The 17,575-nt window shown below is 72.4% G+C and carries 13 protein-coding genes; 11 read left to right on the top strand and 2 right to left on the bottom strand.

Annotated features, from left to right (window positions below; translation table 11 throughout):
* The first annotated feature begins 3 nt into the window (after positions 1-3).
* The 7 genes from JOL79_RS19815 to manB all read left to right on the top strand — a co-directional run bounded on the left by JOL79_RS19815 (position 4) and on the right by manB (position 8,807).
* The gene (locus JOL79_RS19815; RefSeq protein WP_210157326.1) at positions 4-2,169 is read left to right on the top strand and encodes a hypothetical protein; all 2,166 of its coding nucleotides are present in this window, start codon (positions 4-6) and stop codon (positions 2,167-2,169) included.
* A 112-nt stretch (positions 2,170-2,281) separates the two neighbouring features.
* Positions 2,282-3,226 (top strand): glycosyltransferase family 2 protein, encoded by a 945-nt coding sequence (locus JOL79_RS19810; protein ID WP_210157325.1) that lies wholly within the window; start codon positions 2,282-2,284, stop codon positions 3,224-3,226.
* Positions 3,223-4,296: a glycosyltransferase family 4 protein gene (locus JOL79_RS19805; protein ID WP_210157324.1), complete on the top strand. Its 1,074-nt coding sequence runs from the start codon at positions 3,223-3,225 to the stop codon at positions 4,294-4,296. The genes JOL79_RS19810 and JOL79_RS19805 overlap by 4 nt, the downstream gene beginning before the upstream one ends.
* Positions 4,297-4,438: 142 nt before the next feature.
* Complete coding sequence (locus tag JOL79_RS19800) at positions 4,439-5,290, top strand: class I SAM-dependent methyltransferase (RefSeq protein WP_307848629.1); 852 nt, start codon at positions 4,439-4,441, stop codon at positions 5,288-5,290.
* Between the two features lie 22 nt (positions 5,291-5,312).
* Positions 5,313-6,239, top strand: coding sequence for a lysylphosphatidylglycerol synthase transmembrane domain-containing protein (locus JOL79_RS19795; RefSeq protein ID WP_210157323.1), 927 nt, complete (start codon positions 5,313-5,315; stop codon positions 6,237-6,239).
* A 328-nt stretch (positions 6,240-6,567) separates the two neighbouring features.
* A complete protein-coding gene (locus tag JOL79_RS19790) occupies positions 6,568-7,692 on the top strand; it encodes a glycosyltransferase family 4 protein (RefSeq protein ID WP_230985082.1) in 1,125 nt (374 codons plus the stop codon).
* Positions 7,693-7,706: 14 nt separating this feature from the next.
* Positions 7,707-8,807: a mannose-1-phosphate guanylyltransferase gene (gene manB, locus JOL79_RS19785; protein WP_307848628.1), complete on the top strand. Its 1,101-nt coding sequence runs from the start codon at positions 7,707-7,709 to the stop codon at positions 8,805-8,807.
* Positions 8,808-8,863: 56 nt separating this feature from the next.
* On the opposite strand, the gene JOL79_RS19780 is transcribed toward manB, so the two are convergent.
* Positions 8,864-9,322 (bottom strand): rhodanese-like domain-containing protein, encoded by a 459-nt coding sequence (locus JOL79_RS19780; RefSeq protein ID WP_210157322.1) that lies wholly within the window; start codon positions 9,320-9,322, stop codon positions 8,864-8,866.
* Between the two features lie 94 nt (positions 9,323-9,416).
* Between JOL79_RS19780 and JOL79_RS19775 the strand changes: the two genes are divergently transcribed.
* The 4 genes from JOL79_RS19775 (at position 9,417) to JOL79_RS19755 (ending at position 15,059) form a co-directional block, all read left to right on the top strand.
* Entirely contained in the window at positions 9,417-10,415 is a 999-nt protein-coding gene (locus JOL79_RS19775) for a helix-turn-helix domain-containing protein (RefSeq protein ID WP_210157321.1), read from the top strand.
* 75 nt (positions 10,416-10,490) lie between these two features.
* Positions 10,491-11,618 carry a DNA-3-methyladenine glycosylase family protein gene (locus tag JOL79_RS34155; protein ID WP_230985081.1) on the top strand — a complete coding sequence of 376 codons (1,128 nt, stop codon included), beginning with the start codon at positions 10,491-10,493 and terminating at the stop codon, positions 11,616-11,618.
* Between the two features lie 182 nt (positions 11,619-11,800).
* Positions 11,801-14,422, top strand: a complete 2,622-nt coding sequence (locus tag JOL79_RS19760; RefSeq protein WP_210157386.1) for a bifunctional FO biosynthesis protein CofGH — start codon at positions 11,801-11,803, stop codon at positions 14,420-14,422.
* Between the two features lie 46 nt (positions 14,423-14,468).
* Positions 14,469-15,059 (top strand): DinB family protein, encoded by a 591-nt coding sequence (locus tag JOL79_RS19755; protein WP_210157320.1) that lies wholly within the window; start codon positions 14,469-14,471, stop codon positions 15,057-15,059.
* Positions 15,060-15,333: 274 nt separating this feature from the next.
* Here the strand turns inward: JOL79_RS19755 and JOL79_RS19750 are convergent, their stop codons facing one another.
* Entirely contained in the window at positions 15,334-17,010 is a 1,677-nt protein-coding gene (locus tag JOL79_RS19750; RefSeq protein WP_210157319.1) for an HNH endonuclease signature motif containing protein, read from the bottom strand.
* Between the last annotated feature and the right edge of the window lie 565 nt (positions 17,011-17,575).

Here is a 17,575-nt window from a genome sequence, read left to right as displayed (position 1 = left end):
CGGGTGCTCGCCGGCCTGTCCGTCGTGCCCACGCTCGCCCTGAGCGGGTGGCTGCTCGCGGGCCTCCCGCTGCTGCTGGTCGGCTGGTTCCGGCCGCTGCCCGCGGCCCTCGCGGGCGGCCTTCTCGCCGTCATCCTCTGCCACTACAGCCTGCGCCGCCCGCCGGGGCCGGACGGCTGCGTGCCGGGGGCCACCGCGCTCCAGACGGCCGCCGTTCTCGCCGTCTCCGTCGCGTCCGGGGTGTTCAACGGCCTGTTCCACGGCGAGCAGCTGATGATCAGGCGCGATCCCTCGACCTACGCGCAGTACGCCGTCTGGCTCGCCGGGCACGGCTCGCTGCCGATCCCGACGGGCGGCTTCGGCGGTCCCGATCCCGCCCTGCGGTTCGACAGCATGGGCTTCTACCCGGTTCCCGGCGGGATCGTGCCGCAGTTCATGGCCGGGCCGCCCATGATCCACGCCGTGGGGGAGTGGCTGGGCGGCGTGTCCGGGCTGCTCCTCGTGCCGCCCGTGCTGGGAGCGCTCGCCGTGCTCGTCGTCGCCGGTACGGCGGCCCGCCTCGCGGGCCCCCGGTGGGCCGTCGTGGCCGCCGTCGCGTTCGCGGTCAGCCTGCCGATCGTCTACACCTCGCGCACCACGTTCAGCGAGATCCCGTCGCTGATCCTGCTGTTCGGCGGGATGAACCTGCTGCTGGACGCCCGGCTGCGGCTGCGGATGGGTTCCGGGGCCGGCCCCGCCGCCGGGCGCGCGCGGACCACGGCGGCCCTCGCCGGGCTGGCCTTCGGGCTCGCGCTGCTGGTCCGCATCGACGGGCTCCGCGACGTGCTGCCCGTGTTGGCCTTCGCCGGGTTCCTCGTCGCGATGAGCCGGGCCTCCAGGCCGGGCGGGCCGGCCTTCCCCGAGGGGCGGCTGGGCCTGCCACTGCTCGCCGGGCTGCTCGTCGGGGCGGCCTGGGGGTTCGCCGCAGCCCTGGCCTTCGCCCGGCCCTACCTGAGCTATCTGTCCGGCTCGCTGAAGCCACTCCTGGCCATCTGCGCGGCCGTGGTCGTGCTGACCGCGGCGGTGACTCTGCTCGCGCCGCGGTCGGCCGGGTGGCTCACCGCGCGGCTCCACGGCTCCGCCGCGCGGGGGCGCCTCGCCCGCCGGCTGCCAGACCTGGCGGCGGGGCTGGTCGTGCTGGTGATGGCGGGCCTCGCCGTCCGGCCCTGGGTGCTGACCGTGCGCCGGACGCCGGTCACCGCCGACGACCTGCTCACCGCGGACTTCATCAGGAAGACCCAGCTGGCCGACGGCCTGGCGCCGGACGGGACCCGGCTCTACTACGAGCACTCCCTCACCTGGGTCGTCTGGTACGTGGGCCTGCCCGCGGTCGTCCTGGCCACGGTCGCGGCGGCCGTGCTGGTCCGCCGCATGGTCAGGGGCGGGGAGTTCGGCTGGGTGCTTCCGCTCGCCGCCATCGGCTGGACCACGGTGACGACCCTCCTGCGTCCCGGCATCACGCCCGACCACCCGTACGCGTCGCGGCGGCTGGTGCCGATCATCATTCCCGGCTTCATCTTGCTCGCGACCTGGGGTCTGCGCCTGCTGGACGACTGGCTGCGGCGGCGGGCCCAACCGGGAGCCGGGCTCGGCGCGCGGTCCGGAGCCGGGCCGGAAGCACGGCCGGAAACACGACCGGAAACACGGCCGGGCGGGCGGTTCGGCCGGCGGGCGGCCGTGACGGCGGGCGTCCTGCTGCTCGTCGCGCCGCCCGCGATCACCTCGATCGGCACCGCGTTCACACAGGTCAACCGGGGAGAGGCGGCCGCCGTCGCCGGGCTGTGCCGGGCGCTGCCGCCGCACGCCTCCGTGCTCATGGCGGAGCGGGTGACAGGCGACCGGCTCACCCAGGTGGTCCGAGGCCAGTGCGGGGTGCCGACGGCCCGCGTCGTCTTCGCTCCCGGCACCAGCGTGCCGAAGCCGGCCGACGTGCGGCGACTGATCGCCGCCGTCCGCCGCACCGGCCGACAGCCCGTGCTGCTCGCCGCAGAGCCGTCCCAGCTCGCGGCGTACGGCCCGGCGACCCGCGTGATGCGGCTCCGCACCCGCCAGGACGAGCGCGCCCTGATCGACCCGCCCAACGGAACCTGGTCACTGGGCGTCGACGTCTGGATGACCCTGCCCGTGTGATGCCCGTGTGAGTGCGGGCGCCTCGATCACTCCCGTCACGCGGAGCCGGGCAGTGCTCGGGCGGAACCGTTGTGCGGTCGGGGCCCGCCCGGGCAGGGTAGCCTGACCGGACGTGACCACGCCCGAAACCTCTGGAACCGCCGTGACTCCCGCCGTGACTCCCGCAGAGAACCCGTACGTGACGATCGTCCTGCCCTGCTACAACGAGCAGGATCACGTCATCGATGAGGTCGAGCGCATCTGCGCGGCCATGGACGCGAGCGGCTACACCTACGAGCTGCTGGCCGTGGACGACTGCTCCACCGACGCGACGCTCGACCGGCTGCGGGAGGCGGCGCCGCGCTTCCCGCACATGCGGATCAGGGCGTTCCACCGCAACGGCGGCTCGGGCACCGTACGCAGGATCGGCAGCCAGGAGGCCCGCGGCGAGATCGTCGTGTGGACCGACGCCGACATGAGCTACCCCAACGAGCGCATCCCCGAGCTGGTCCAGATCCTGGAGAAGGACCAGACGGTCGACCAGGTCGTGGGCGCGCGCACCACCGAGGAGGGCTCGCACAAGGTCCTGCGGGTGCCGGCGAAGTGGTTCATCCGCAAGGTGGCGGAGCGGCTGGCCGGGCAGAAGATCCCCGACCTCAACTCGGGCCTGCGGGCCTTCCGCAAATCGGTGGCCAGGCCCTACCTGCGGCTGCTGCCCCCCGGCTTCTCCTGCGTCACCACGATCACGCTGGCGTTCATGTCGAACCAGCACGACGTCCACTACCTGCCGATCGAGTACGCCAAGCGGGCCGGGAAGTCGAAGTTCAACTTCGTCTCCGACGCCTACCGCTACATCCTGCAGGTGCTGCGGATGGTCATGTACTTCAACCCGCTCAAGGTGCTCATGCCGCCCGCGCTCTGGCTGGTCGGCATCGGTCTCGTCAAGGGCGTCTACGACGTGATCAGGTACGGCTTCTACCTCACCAGCAACACCATCGTGATCTTCCTGTCCGGGCTGCTGATCGGGGCGGTGGCCCTGCTGGCCGACCTGATCGTGCGATCCAGGGGAGATGCGTGAGGATCGCGATCGTCGGCCCGACGTATCCGTACAAGGGCGGTGGTGCCCAGCACACCACCGAGCTCGCCCACCGGCTGCGGGCCGAGGGACACGACGTGGTCATCGAGTCGTGGCGGGCGCAGTATCCGTCGTTCCTCTATCCCGGGCAGCAGACCGTCGACAGCCCTGAGGGCGAGCCGTACCCGGACACCCGCCGCGACCTGGACTGGCGGCGGCCTGACGGGTGGATCCGCTGCGGCGGGCGGCTGCGCGCCGCCGACCTCGTCATCCTCGCCGTGCTGAGCCCGGTGCAGGTGCCCGCCTACCTCGGGATCCTGGCGGGCCTGCGCCGCCGGACGCCCGTCGTCGTGCTCTGCCACAACGTCCTGCCGCACGAGCGCAAGCCCTACGACAGGCCGCTGATGAAGGCCCTGCTGACGCGGGCCGACGCCGTGCTTGTCCACTCGGAGGAGCAGGCCGCGCTCGCGCGGGGGCTGACGAGCGGGCCGGTGCGGGTGGCCGCCCTCGCGCCGCACCTCCCCGCCGGGATCGCCGCCGCGACCGGCGCGGCCGAGCCGTACGGCAGGCTGCTGTTCTTCGGCATCGTGCGCCCCTACAAGGGCCTCGACCTGCTGCTGCGCGCCCTCGCCCGGGTGCCGGGGGTGGCGCTGACCGTCGCCGGGGAGTTCTGGGGCGGGGTGGAGCAGACCCGGGCTCTCATCGCGGAGCTCGGCCTGTCCGACCGGGTCGAGCTGCGGCCCGGCTACGTGGCGGCCGACGAGGTGCCCGGCCTGTTCGCCCAGGTGGACGCCCTCGTGCTGCCGTACCGCTCGGCCACGGCCAGCCAGAACGTCTGGCTCGGCCACGAGCACGGGGTGCCCGTGATCGCCACCCGCGTCGGCGCGCTGCCCGACAACGTCGACGACGGCGTGGACGGCCTGCTGGTGGCACCGGGGTCGGTGGACGCGCTGGCCGAGGCGCTCGGGCGTTTCTACGAGCCGGGCACGCCGGGGCGGCTGCGGGCCGGAGTGCGGCCCGTCGACCCCGAGCCCCACTGGGCCGCCTACCTGAAGACGCTCCTCGCCGCCTGACCGGTCGCCCGCCCGCCCCGCTGACCGTTCACCGGCCTGGGACCGGCCGATCGGGGGACGGGGGCGGCGCGGGCGAAGGTACTGTTGGGCATCGTGAAACGCCCATCCAACGCCCACACGCGGAAACGGCGGTGATCGGACGGTGAGCGGGGAGCGTGCGGCCCAGCTCGAATACTCCGAGTTCCAGTCGGCGATGCTCGACGAGGACAAGCGCCGGCGCAAGGCCGCGAAGATCATCGCGGTGCTCGCCCACTTCCTCGGCAGAGACGCGGCCGAGCCGGGCACGACGCTGTCCGGCCTGACGGTCGGCGACGTCGGCTGCTCCGCCGGATTCATCGCCGACGAGCTCGCCGCGGCCGGCGCGAGCCGCCCCCTCGGTCTCGACATCGACGTCCCCGGCCTGCGCCGGGCGGCCGACCGGTTCGGCGGGCGGGTGGCGTTCGTGTGCGCCGACGGCGGCGCGCTGCCGTTCCCCGACGGCTCGATCGACGTGCTCGTCTTCAACCACATCTACGAGCACGTGGTCGACCCCGACAGCGTGATCGCCGACATGCACCGGGTGCTGTCCGACGACGGCGTGCTCTACCTGGGCCTCGGCAACCGGCTTGGCGTGATGGAGCCCCACTACAAGCTGCCGTTCCTGTCCTACCTGCCGCCGGCCGCCGCCGACCGGTACGTCCGGGCGTTCGGCCGGGCCGACAACTACTACGAGCGCTTCCGCACCCGCCGGGGTCTGCGGCGCATGCTCGCGGACTTCCACGTCTGGGATTACACCTTCCCGGTGCTGGCCTCGCCCGAGCGGTTCGCCGGCGGCGAGCTGTTCCCCGGGGCCGTGGGCCGGGCCGCCAAGGGCGCCCTGGAGCGGAGCCCGCGCCCCGCCCTGCGGGCCCTGCTGCCCGTGGTGCCCACCTACCTGTGGGTCGCCACCAAGACGCCCCGACGCCCGCTCGGCGCGGCGCTGCCGCAGCCGCCAGAGCCGGTCCCCACCCCGTGAGCGCCTCGGCGGGGAGGGCGGGGTGACCCGGGGCAAGGCCGTACGGCTGCTGTTCCTGGTCGTCGCCCTCGGCTTCGGGGCGTGGGCGCTGGCCGGGCAGTGGGCGAACGTGTCGGCGGGCCTCGCCCGGCTCTCGTGGCCCGAGCTGGCGGGCTCGCTGGTCGCCGTGCTCGTCGCGCTGTCGGCCGGGATGCTCATGTGGCGAGCGCTGCTGGCCGATCTCGGCTCACCGCTGCCTCTCGACGCAGCCGCCAAGATCTTCTTCGTGGGTCAGCTGGGCAAGTACATCCCAGGGTCGCTGTGGCCGGTGCTCGCCCAGATGGAGATGGGCCGCGACCACGGCATTCCCCGGCCGCGCAGCGCCGCCGCCTTCTTCCTGACGTACCCGATCTACCTGGCCAGCGGCCTGCTCGTCGCCGCCGCCACGCTGCCCGTCCTCGCCGGTGAGTCGGTGGCCGGTTACGCCTGGCTCCTCGCGCTCATCCCCGTGCTCGCCGTCGCCCTGCACCCGGCCGTGGTCAACGGGGTGATCGGCTTCGGGCTGCGCAAGCTGCGCCGTCCGCCGCTCGAACGACCCCTGAGCCGGCGCGGCGTGCTGAGCGCGGTCGGCTGGGCCCTCGCCGGCTGGGCCGCCTACGGCGTGCACCTCGCGCTCATCGTCCACGGCCTGGGCGCGACCGGCCTCCGCGCGGTGATCCTCAGCTTCGGCGCCTTCGCGCTGGCCTGGTGCCTCGGCTTCCTGGTGGTGATCGCCCCGGCGGGCGTCGGCGTGCGGGAGGTGGCCATGTGGGCGGCGCTGGCCCCCGTGCTCGACCGCTCCTCGGCCGTGGCCGTCGCGCTGTGCTCCCGGGTGGTCGTCTCGGTCGGCGACCTCGTCTGGGCCGGGCTGGCCGGGCTGGCCTCCCGCCGTACCGTCCGGGCCCCTCAGGAGACCGCGGACCAGTCCTGAGCCCCTGACCCCGGTCTGAGCCGGGCCTGAACGGGAGTCCGGGGCCCTGCCGCAAGGGCGGCGGAGTCGCGCAACCCGCGGGGGAGCGGTCGCATTCTCGGCAATCGCCGCGCAAATCCCCTCAGGGACGATCGTCCGTCATGTGATACCGCTCACCTTTCCGGGGACTTCCGGAATACAGTGAAAGTGAGGGTGTGGGGGGACACGTCAGGCACAGGTGTGTGCCCTCGAACCTCCCTCGCCGGATCCTTGCCGGATCACCGTCGGACATCGAGGTCCCGCGAGCGGGAGACCCCTGCTGGCGGGAGCCGTGAGGGGAGCGATCCATTTGACACCCCGAGTGCTCGTCGACGCAGCCGCGGTGCCCACCGACCGCGGCGCCCTGATCAGATACGTCGATGGACTGGTCGCCGCCCTCCACGAGGCCGGGGCCGACCTGGCCGTCGTCTGCCAGCGAGCCGACGCGGAGCGGTACGCCAAGCTGGCTCCCACCGCCGCGATCCTGTCGGGCCCGCCCGCCATCACCAACCGCAACAAACGGCTCGCCTGGGAGCAGACCAGCCTGCCGGTCCTCGCCCGGCACGCCGGAGCCAGGGTGATCCACGCCCCGTTTTACTCGATGCCGCTCGGCTCCGGGCTGCCGACCGTTGTCACGGTGCACGACGTCAGCTCCTACACCGATCCCCTGCACGACCCGGCCAAGGCCTCGTTCTTCCGCTCGGCCACCCGGACGGCGGCCCGGCACGCGAACCGGGTGATCGTGCCGTCGCGGGCCACCAGGGACGAACTGGTCCGCGTGCTCGGCGCCGACCCCGCCCGGATCGACGTCGCCCACCACGGGGTCGACCATGTCCTGTTCCGGCGGCCCGACGAACGCGAGACGCGGCGCGTCGGCGAGCGCCTGGGCCTGCACGGCCAGCCGTACGTCGCCTATCTCGGCGCGCTTGAGCCGCGCAAGAACGTGCCGAACCTGGTGCGGGGCTTCGCCGCGGCGGTCGACCGGCTGCCGGCGCCGCCCGTGCTCGTGCTGGCCGGGGGACCCGCCTGGGACGACGAGGTGGAGGCCGCCGTGGCCGCCCTGCCGTCCAGGATCAGGGTCCTGCGCCCCGGCTACCTGCCGTTCGCCGACTTGCCGGGCTTCCTCGGCGGCGCGCTCGTGGTCGCGTTCCCGTCGCGGGGCGAGGGCTTCGGGCTGCCCGTGCTGGAGGCGATGGCCTGCGGCGCGCCCGTTCTGACCACGCACTGCGGCTCCCTGCCCGAGGTCGGCGGCGACGCGGTGGCCTACACCGAGCCGGACGCCGAGAGCGTGGCCTGCGCGTTGCGCGGGCTGCTGGAGTCGCCGGACCGGCGTGCGGCGCTGTCGGAGGCCGGCGCCGCCCGGTCACAGGAGTTCGACTGGCGGCGGTCGGCGGAGGCGCATCTCGTGTCATACCAGCGCGCGGCGGAGGGCTAGGCTACCCTCGCGCTGTGAGGGAGACTTCTAAGCGTACGGCGGCCCTGGAGGCGATCCTCCTCGTGGGTGGACAGGGCACGCGGCTGCGGCCTCTGACGCTCAACACCCCCAAACCGCTGCTGCCGACGGCGGGAGTGCCCTTTCTCGCACACCAGCTGGCCAAAGCCCGCGCGTACGGCGTGCGTCGTGTGGTGTTCGCGACCTCCTACCGCGCCTCGATGTTCGCCGAGGCGTTCGGGGACGGCTCGGCCTTCGGGCTGGAAATCATCTACATGACCGAGGAGACGCCCCTCGGCACCGGCGGCGCGATCCGCAACGCCGGGGAGGCGCTCAGCTGCCCGCCGGACGCCCCCGTGCTCGTGCTGAACGGCGACATCCTCTCCGGCCACGACATCGGGGCCCAGCTCGACCTGCACGTGTCCCGCGACGCGGCGGTCACCCTGCACCTGACCGAGGTGGACGACGCCTCGCGGTTCGGGTGCGTGCCCACCGAGCCGGACGGCCGGGTGTCGGCGTTCCTGGAGAAGATGGCCGACCCCGTGACCAACCGGATCAACGCGGGCTGCTACGTGTTCCGGCGCGCTGTGATCGACTCCATCCCGGCTGGACAGGTCGTCTCGGTCGAGCGGGAGACGTTCCCGTCCCTGATCGAGGCGGGCGCGCTGGTCCTCGGCTACGCCGACGCCTCCTACTGGCTCGACGTCGGCACTCCGGCCGCGTTCGTGCAGGGCTCCGCCGACCTGGTGCTGGGCAAGCTGAGCTCGCCGGCCCTGCCGGGGGGCACCGGCGAGCGCCTGCTCCTCGACGGCGCCGTCGTGTCGCCCGAGGCGAAGGTCACCGGTGGCACGGTCGTGGGCGCGCGCGCCGTCGTCGAGGCCGGGGCGAGCGTCCGGGGCAGCGTTCTGTCCGACGAGTCGGTGATCGCCTCCGGGGCCACGGTGGTGGACTCCGTTGTCGGGGTCGGCGCCAAAGTGGCCGCCGGGGCGGTGTTGCGCGGGGTCGTCGTCGGCGACGGCGCCCACATCGGCCCGGGCAACGAGCTCACCTCCGGCGTGCGGATCTGGCCAGGGGTGTCCCTGCCGGAGTGCTCCGTCCGTTTCTCCAGCGACGTCTGAGCGTCAGGAGGCCGCGACCGGACGCCGGTGGGGGACGGCGGGGATACGTCTTCGCGTCAGCAGTCGCACGCGACGGCGTGAACGGGAGCCGTCAGCGGGTCGGCGGGTCGTCTCTCGACACCGGAGGCCGTCACGACGGGGAAGCCCTCGCGCGCCCAGTACTCGAAGCCGCCGATCATCTGCTTGACGCGATAGCCGAGCCTGGCGAACTCCAGCGCCGCTCGCGTCGCGCCGTTGCACCCGGGCCCCCAGCAGTACGTCACCACGGTCACGTCGCGGGAGATGATCTGTGGCGCCCGTGCGGCGATCTCCGCCGTGGGCAGGTGAAGCGCGCCCTTGATGTGGCCCTGACGCCAGCTCTCGACGCCGCGCGAGTCGACCACGACGATGCGCGGATCGCCCGCGGCGAGATCGGTATGGACATCGGACACATCCGTCTCGAACGCCAGATGAGCCGAGAAGTGAGCGATGGCTTCGACCGGATCGGCGGGCGGGGTGCCAAGAACAGCGGACATCTCTGGACTACCTCCAACTCGTTTTCCCTGATGGTGCCGCCCCGCCTTCCCCCGCACGAGTGGCATGAATGCCCGATATCGCTAATATCCGGCCATGCTCCAGCGCTATGACAGTCGCCGTACCGTCTCGGTCCTGGCCTTCGACGGCATGAGCCCCTTCGAGCTGGGTTGCGTCGTCGAGGTCTTCGGCCTGGCCCGGCCGGAGCTGGACCTCCCCTGGTACGACCTCATGGTGTGCGCCGAGCACGACGGCTCGCTGCGGGCGGTCGGCGGCTTCACCATCCAGGCGACACACGGTCTGGACGCGTTCGCCGAGGCGCGCACGGTCATCGTCCCTGGAGTGCCGGACGTGCGCGCCGAGATCTCGCCCGCGCTCATCGCCGCGTTGCGACAGGCGCGCGGGCGCGGCGCCCGCATCGTCTCGATCTGCTCGGGCGCGTTCGCCCTCGCGGCGGCCGGGCTCCTGGACGGCCGACCGGCCACCACGCACTGGAGGTACGCCGAGCTGCTCCAGGAGCGTTTTCCTCAGGTCAAGGTCGATCCCGGCGTGCTGTACGTGGACGGCGGGGACGTTCTGACGAGCGCGGGCAGCGCGGCCGGCCTCGACCTGCTGATCCACCTCATCCGCCGTGACCATGGCCCGGGTGTGGCCAACGCGGTGGCCAGGAGGCTGGTCGTGCCGCCGCACCGGGAGGGCGGCCAGGCGCAGTTCATCGAGGCCGCCGTCACCCCCGTCGAGGACGACGACGCCGTGGCCAGGGCGATGGACTGGGCGTTGGCCAATCTCTCCCATCCGATCACGGTGGCGGCGCTGGCCCGTGTCGCCGGGATGTCACAGCGCGGTTTCGCCCGGCATTTTCACCGTAGGACCGGCACAAGCCCGCTGCGCTGGGTGATCGCGCAACGGATCGCCGCCAGCCTGCCACTGCTGGAGTCGTCCACGGCGTCGGTCGAGGAGGTCGGAGCCGCCGTCGGTTTCGAGAGCCCGGTGACCTTCCGCCACCATTTCAGCCGCTCGATGCACACCTCTCCTTCCGCATACCGGAAGGCATTCGGGAACGGCGGCGTGAGCGCCATCCGAGGCGCGCGTTAGATTGTGGCGGTTACGCACCGGAGCACCATGGCGCGGCACACTTGGTGGGAGAGCCGGTGAGGGGAGGCGACCCGGATGCCCGCAGGCGGGGTCACGGCCGCGTGTCCGCCCACCCATGAACGCACGTGGCGGCCGTCCGCGCCGCTCGACGTCGCGCTGACGCTGGCCCCCCACCGGCGCGGCGGCGGCGATCCCGCCTGGCGCAGGACGCCCGACGGGGCCGTCTGGCGCACCTCCCGCACCCCCGACGGCCCGGCGTCGTTACGGGTGACCGGGGCGGGCGGGCAGATCACCGGACAGGCGTGGGGGCCCGGCGCGCGGTGGATGCTCGAGACCTTGCCGCACCTGCTCGGCGAGGACGACGATCTCGGCGACTTCGCCGACACGCTCAGGTCGGTGACGCGGGCCGCCCGATCCGGCACGCAGGCGGCGCGCACGGCCGCGTTCGTCGGTGACCTCGCCGCGCGCAGCCCGGGGCTGCGGATCGGCCGGTCGTCACGCGTGTTCGAGGCGCTGGTGCCCGCGGTGCTTGAGCAGAAGGTCGTCGGCCGGGAGGCCTGGCGGGCGTGGCGGTGGCTGCTGCTCCGGTATGGGGAGCCCGCGCCGGGCCCCGCCCCGGACGGCATGATGGTGACGCCGCCGCCCGAGATCTGGCGCCGGATCCCGTCATGGGACTGGCATCGGGCCGGTGCGGAGGCCGTGCGGGCACGGACCATCGTCAACGCCGCGCATCACGCGGACAAGCTCGAACGCACCGCCGGACCGGCTCCGTCCGCCGGGTCGTCGCTGTCCGCCGGGTCGCCGCTGTCCGATGGGCCCGACGGGTCCGACGGGCCGGCTGTTTTCACAGCATCCGGTGTTTCCGGGGGGCCGCCCGGGTCGCCCGGGTCGCGTGGTGCCGGCGGGTCGGCCGAGGCGGACCGGCTGCTGCGGGCGCTGCCGGGTGTGGGTGTCTGGACCTCGGCCGAGGTGCGCCAGCGGGCCCACGGCGATCCGGACGCGCCGAGCGTCGGCGACTATCACCTCCCGGCCATCGTCGGCTGGGCCCTGACCGGCCGGAAGGCCGATGACGACGGCATGCTGGAGCTGCTCGAACCGTTCCGGGGCCACCGGCACCGGGTGATCCGGCTGATCGAGCTCAGCGGCGTCCGGCCGCCCGCCCGCGGGCCTCGGATGCCCGCCCGCGACTACCGGTCCTTCTGACGCGCCCGCCGCGCCGACCTCCCCCGTGCCGACCTCCCCCGTGCCGACCTCCCCCGTGTTGGCGATCGGGCGCGGCATGATCGGCCGCGTCGTGATCGGGCCCGACAGGGGGCTGCTGCGCCGCCCGGATCTGTGCGCCGTAGGGTGCGCCTATGACGGAAGAGCAGGCTCCGTACGGAAACATGCCCGGTCGTGGCGCCGACGCGCGGCCGGTGCGGGACAGCGGGACGCGCCGGGCCCTGGCGCGGGCCCGCGACGGCAAGACGCTCGATCGCGCCGAGGCGGCGATCCTGCTGCGGGCCCGGGGCGAGGACCTGGAGGCGCTGCTGGAGCACGCGTCACGGGTCAGGGACGCGGGACTGGAGGCGGCCGGCCGCCCGGGCGTCATCACCTACAGCCGCAAGGTGTTCATCCCGCTCACCCGGCTGTGCCGCGACCGCTGCGGCTACTGCACCTTCGCCACCGCGCCCCACCAGCTGCCCAGCGCGTTCCTGTCCCCCGACGAGGTGCTGGAGATCGCCCGGCAGGGCGCGGCCCTCGGCTGCAAGGAGGCCCTCTTCACCCTGGGCGACCGGCCCGAGGACCGGTGGCACCAGGCCCGCGAATGGCTCGACGCGCACGGCTACGACGACACCCTGTCGTACGTGCGGGCGATGGCGATCCGGGTCCTGGAGGAGACCGGCCTGCTGCCCCACCTCAACCCCGGGGTCATGACCTGGCGCGACCTGCAGCGGCTCAAGCCCGTCGCCCCCTCGATGGGCATGATGCTGGAGACCACCTCGACCCGGCTGTTCACCGAGAAGGGCCAGCCCCACTACGGCTCGCCCGACAAGGACCCGGCCGTACGGCTGCGCGTTCTGGAGGACGCCGGGCGCTCGAACGTGCCGTTCACCACGGGCATCCTCATCGGGATCGGCGAGACGATCGAGGACCGCGCCGACTCGATCTTCGCCATCCGCCGGGTCGCCCGCGAGTACGGCGGCGTCCAGGAGGTCATCGTCCAGAACTTCCGCGCCAAGCCGGACACCGCGATGCGCGGCATGCCCGACGCCGACCTGCGGGAACTCGCCGCGACGATCGCCGTGACGCGGCTCGTGCTCGGTCCCAGGGCGCGGATCCAGGCGCCGCCCAACCTCATCGGCGACGAGTACGCGCTGATGGTGCGGGCCGGCATCGACGACTGGGGCGGCGTCTCCCCGCTCACCCCCGACCACGTCAACCCGGAGCGTCCCTGGCCGCAGATCGACGACCTGGCCTCCCGCACCGCGTCCGCCGGGTTCGAGCTGCGCGAACGGCTGACCATCTATCCCGAGTACGTACTGGCCGGTGAGCCGTGGCTCGATCCCCGGCTGACCGAGCACGTGGCCGCGCTGGCCGACCCCGCCACCGGGCTCGCGCGTGCGGACGCCGTGCTGCAGGGCCGTCCGTGGCAGGAACCCGACGGCGGCCTGGGCGGCCTCGTCACCGGCGGACGGGCCGACCTGCACACCGCCGTCGACGCCGAGGGCCGCAGCGCCGACAGGCGCGACGACTTCGACAGCGTGTACGGCGACTGGGAGGCCCTGCGCGACCGCCTGCCCAGCGGCGGACGAGACGGGGCCGTCAGGGCCGATGTGCGGGAGGCGCTGCGGCAGGCCGAGGCGGATCCGGCGCGGCTGACGGACGAGCAGGCGCTGACGCTGCTCGACCTCGCCGGGGACCAGTCGGGGGCGGACGCCGATGACGCCGGCCTCGACGAACTGACCCGGATCGCCGACGGGCTGCGCCGGGAGGCGGTGGGCGACGACGTGACGTACGTGGTCAACCGCAACATCAACTTCACCAACGTCTGTTACACCGGCTGCCGGTTCTGCGCGTTCGCCCAGCGGCGCACCGACGCCGACGCCTACACGCTGTCCCTCAGCGAGGTGGCCGACCGGGCGCAGGAGGCGTGGGAGGCAGGGGCCACCGAGGTCTGCATGCAGGGCGGCATCCACCCCGACCTGCCCGGTACGGCGTACTTCGACATCGCCAGGGCGGTGAAGGAGCGGTGTCCGGACATGCACGTCCACGCCTTCTCCCCGATGGAGATCGTCAACGGCGCGAGCCGGACCAACCTGTCCATCGCCGACTGGTTACAGGCCGCCCGTGAGGCGGGCGTGGACTCGCTGCCGGGCACCGCGGCGGAGATCCTCGACGACGACGTCCGCTGGGTGCTGACCAAGGGCAAGCTCCCCACCAGCGAGTGGGTCGAGGTGATCACCACAGCCCATCGGCTCGGCATCCCCACGACATCCACGATGATGTACGGCCACGTGGACACGCACGAGCACTGGGTGCGGCACATCCGCCTGATCCGGTCGATCCAGGAGGAGACCGGCGGCTTCAGCGAGTTCGTGCTCCTGCCGTTCGTCCATCACAGCGCCCCGATCTATCTCGCCGGCGTGGCCCGTCCCGGCCCCACGGCACGGGAGAACCGCGCGGTGCACGCCCTGGCCCGGATCATGCTGCACGGGGCGATCGGCAACATCCAGTGCTCATGGGTCAAACTGCGCGACGACCTGTGCCGTACGGTGCTGGCGGGAGGCGTCAACGACCTCGGGGGCACCCTCATGGAGGAGACGATCAGCCGGATGGCCGGCTCGGAGAACGGGTCGTACAAGACGATCAGCGAGATCGCCGCCATGGTCGCGCCCACCGGCCGTCCCCTCCGGCAGCGCACCACCTCGTACGGCATCCCCAGCGACGAGCGTGTGGCGGCGGCCGGGCGTAGCGACGGTGTCTGCCGCAGCGTGCGGAGGAACATTCCGCTGGTTTCGGGCTGACAGAAATCCACGTGGGAATGTCGCATCCGGATGAAAGACTCGGGGAATGACATCTGATCCGAAAGCCGACCTTCACCGCTACCTGCAGGCCGCCCGTGAGGCACTGGTGTGGAAGCTGGACGGCCTCTCCGAATACGACGCGCGACGGCCGCTCACCCCGACCGGCACCAACCTGCTGGGAATCGTCAAGCACGTCGCCAGCGTCGAGCTGGGCTATCTCGGCGACACCTTCGGGCGGCCGTCCGGTGAATCGCTGCCGTGGTTCGAGGAGGGAGCGGAGACCAACGCCGACATGTGGGCGACCCCCGAGGAGTCGCGCGAGGACATCGTCGGGCTGTATCACCGGGCCTGGGCCCATTCCGACGCGACCATCGACGCGCTGGACCTCGACACGATCGGAGAAGTGGAGTGGTGGCCTGAGGACCGCCGGAAGACCACCCTCCATCGGATCCTCATCCACATGATCGCCGAGACCGAGCGGCACGCCGGGCACGCCGACATCGTTCGCGAGCTCATCGACGGCGGCGCGGGACTGCGACCGGGCAAGGAGAACCTGCCGGAGGCCGATCCGGCATGGTGGCGGTCCTACCGAGACCGCGTGGAGCAGGCCGCTCGCCAGGCGGGCGCCCAGAGCTGACCCCAGAGCTGACCCGGGTGTGACCCGGGTGGTGACCCCGCTGGCCGAGGGGCTCCTCCTTCCGACCGGACGGTGATCGCACGACCGGCGTTCCGGCCGTGGTTCAAGCAGGCGCGTTCAGGCAGGCGTATGTCAGCCAGGCGCGCTTCGCGAGGCCGCGAGGCCGCGAGGCGAGCGTGCTTCGCGGCCTGGCGTCGCGCCCCGCCTGTGCCGGGCGTCCGTTTATCCCGGGTGGCTTGTCCCGGCGCTTGCCCCCGGCGTTCGTCTTCGGGGTTTATCCCGGGCGTTGGTGAGTGCCGGGTTCGTGGCTGCTGCGTTCGTATCTTCGGCGGTTGGGGTGGTGGAGGAGGGTCCAGGTGCCGTTGGGGTTGCGGTGGGTGGTGTAGCGGTCGGGGTGGGTGAATTTGTCGCGGTTGTGGAAGGTGCAGGCGGGGGCGAGGAGGTCGAGGTTGGTGACGCCGTCGTCGATCCAGCCGTGGACGTGGTCGACCTCCGCCATGTCGGCGGGGATCGGGCAGCCCTGGCAGTAGCAGGTGGCGTACTGCGCGAGCAGGGCTTTGCGTTGGGCGGGGGTGGCCAGCCGCACCGAGCGCCCCATGTCCAGAACCTGGCCCTTGGCGTCCATCACCATCCGGGTCAACCGCGAGGTTCGAGCCAGGCGGTGGACGTCGCTGACGGGCAGCAGGTGTCCGGTGGCGACGAGCAGGCCGGGGGCGAGCCGGTCGGGGGCGTGGCCGCAGGTGCGGCACGCGTCGGCCCGCACACCGGCAGCCTGCGCCTGCGCCTCCACTATCGCGTCGGCGTCGGCGTCGGCGGGATCGTTTCCATTCGACCGGCCTCGTCTTGGACCGTCTCGGCCCACGTTGGCCGTGGGAGGTGCCTCTCCGTCGCGGTGCGCACGCGTCGCGTCGGCCATGCCGCTTGGACCTGCCGGTGGGTCAGCCGCGAGGTCGTGGCTGCCGGTGGAGGTGCCGGTGGTGGAGGTGCCGGTGGTGGAGGTGCCGGTGGTGGAGGTGCCGGTGGTGGAGGTGCCGGTGGTGGAGGTGCCGGTGGGAGTGAGGATGTCGTCGGGGAGGGATTCGACGCGGACCATGACGAGGAGTTCGGTGGAGACCTTCTCGCTCAACAGGGCGGCGAAGGCGTCTGCCTGACGGACGCGGAGCGGCCGGTCGTCGTCCCTGTCCTTCGGCCGGGCGTAGGCGGTCATGAACTCCCGCAGCCGCGCCGCGGCCTCCCTGGGCAGGCGGAACTCGCCCTCCACCCCACCGGTATTCGATGGGCGGAGCAGCAGGAACCGGGAGGCATAGTCGTCCTCACACTCCTCGACGAGGGTGCCCGGGTCCAGGATCTCCCGGATGTACCGGCCGGCCTTGGTCACCTCCGCACACGTCGCACTGTCGGCCAGCTCCACCAGGATCGGCTCGGCTTCCGCCGCCTGCTTGTCGGTGAGCTTCGCCGTCACCGTCGTGATCGCATCCACGGCCCCACCGGACAGCGACCGGGCCGCGTAGCGTGCTCGTACCAGCGGAAGGCGTGCCACCTCAGTGGCGAGCCGCAGCCACCGCGACGCCTGCGCACCCGTCATACCCGGGCCGATCGCCGCCCCGGGTGTGATGCTCGTGGCTGAGGTGCTGGCGGCTGTGGTGCTCGCGGGGTTGGCACTCGCGGGATCGGTGTCGGAGGCCGTCGTCGGCCTCGTGGAACGTAGCCAACCGCAGGTGGAGGCATGCCCATGAGCCTTCCCCGCGCCCGTGACGTGTGCTCGATGGATCAGAGCCGTCATCGCCGACCCCACAAGATCATGCACCCGTACGAGTGCCTCGGCATTGATCAGGCACATCGTCGGGCTCTCAGGCGGCTCGGTCATCGCCAACTGGGCGGCGATCCGCTCCAACTGGGCGATCGGGTCGCCCTGCCCGGCGGCCACGCTCCCCGTGGCGGTGTCGCCCATCCCGGCGCTGGAGGGATCCTCGGTCGTGAAGGCGACACCGGGTCGACCTTCATCCGCTGATCCGGGGCCGGTGTGGCGATGCGGCGGAACGGTATGTGGGTCGAGCGGCGTGCCGCGAAGTAATTCATGGATTGCGGCGTCCCCGCTCGCGTTCACGTCGCTGTGTGTAAATGGCGGTGATTGTGGCGAGGGCTCATCAGTCGAATGGGCCGAATGATCGTTCAACCCGAACGTCGACATCGAATCACCTCATCGCCCTACCGGCTGCCGAACCTCCTCCACGCTAACAACCCCGACCGACAAAACCGCGGGGTGGATTGGCGTATGGCGCCACGGATTCATTGTCTGGCAGAGATGCGGGTCGCCCGCCCGCATAATTGGCCGCCAAATGTCGACATGACGCCGAGCGGATAAATTCTATTGAGCGAATTTCGCCCTACTTTGTGCCCATGCCGCAGGCCTGATTCCGTCGAGATGCCGCAGACCTGGCGCCACAAATCTGACCGCCGACGGACCGGACGCCGCCGCGCCTGAACCGCTGCACCTGGCCAGCGGTCGAGGGCGA

This window comes from Microbispora oryzae (assembly GCF_017896165.1).
Lineage (GTDB): Bacteria > Actinomycetota > Actinomycetes > Streptosporangiales > Streptosporangiaceae > Microbispora > Microbispora oryzae.
The sequence above is the reverse complement of the archived record's forward strand: the minus strand, read 5'-3'. Positions and strand labels throughout refer to the sequence as shown.

Excerpts from the sequence above, each read along its gene's own strand:
- JOL79_RS19780 (WP_210157322.1), bottom strand. The coding sequence starts at position 9,322 with ATGTCCGCTGTTCTTGGCACCCCGCCCGCCGATCCGGTCGAAGCCATC.
- JOL79_RS19775 (WP_210157321.1), top strand. The coding sequence starts at position 9,417 with ATGCTCCAGCGCTATGACAGTCGCCGTACCGTCTCGGTCCTGGCCTTC.
- JOL79_RS34155 (WP_230985081.1), top strand. The coding sequence starts at position 10,491 with ATGCCCGCAGGCGGGGTCACGGCCGCGTGTCCGCCCACCCATGAACGC.
- JOL79_RS19760 (WP_210157386.1), top strand. The coding sequence starts at position 11,801 with ATGCCCGGTCGTGGCGCCGACGCGCGGCCGGTGCGGGACAGCGGGACG.
- JOL79_RS19755 (WP_210157320.1), top strand. The coding sequence starts at position 14,469 with ATGACATCTGATCCGAAAGCCGACCTTCACCGCTACCTGCAGGCCGCC.
- JOL79_RS19750 (WP_210157319.1), bottom strand. The coding sequence starts at position 17,010 with ATGGGCGACACCGCCACGGGGAGCGTGGCCGCCGGGCAGGGCGACCCG.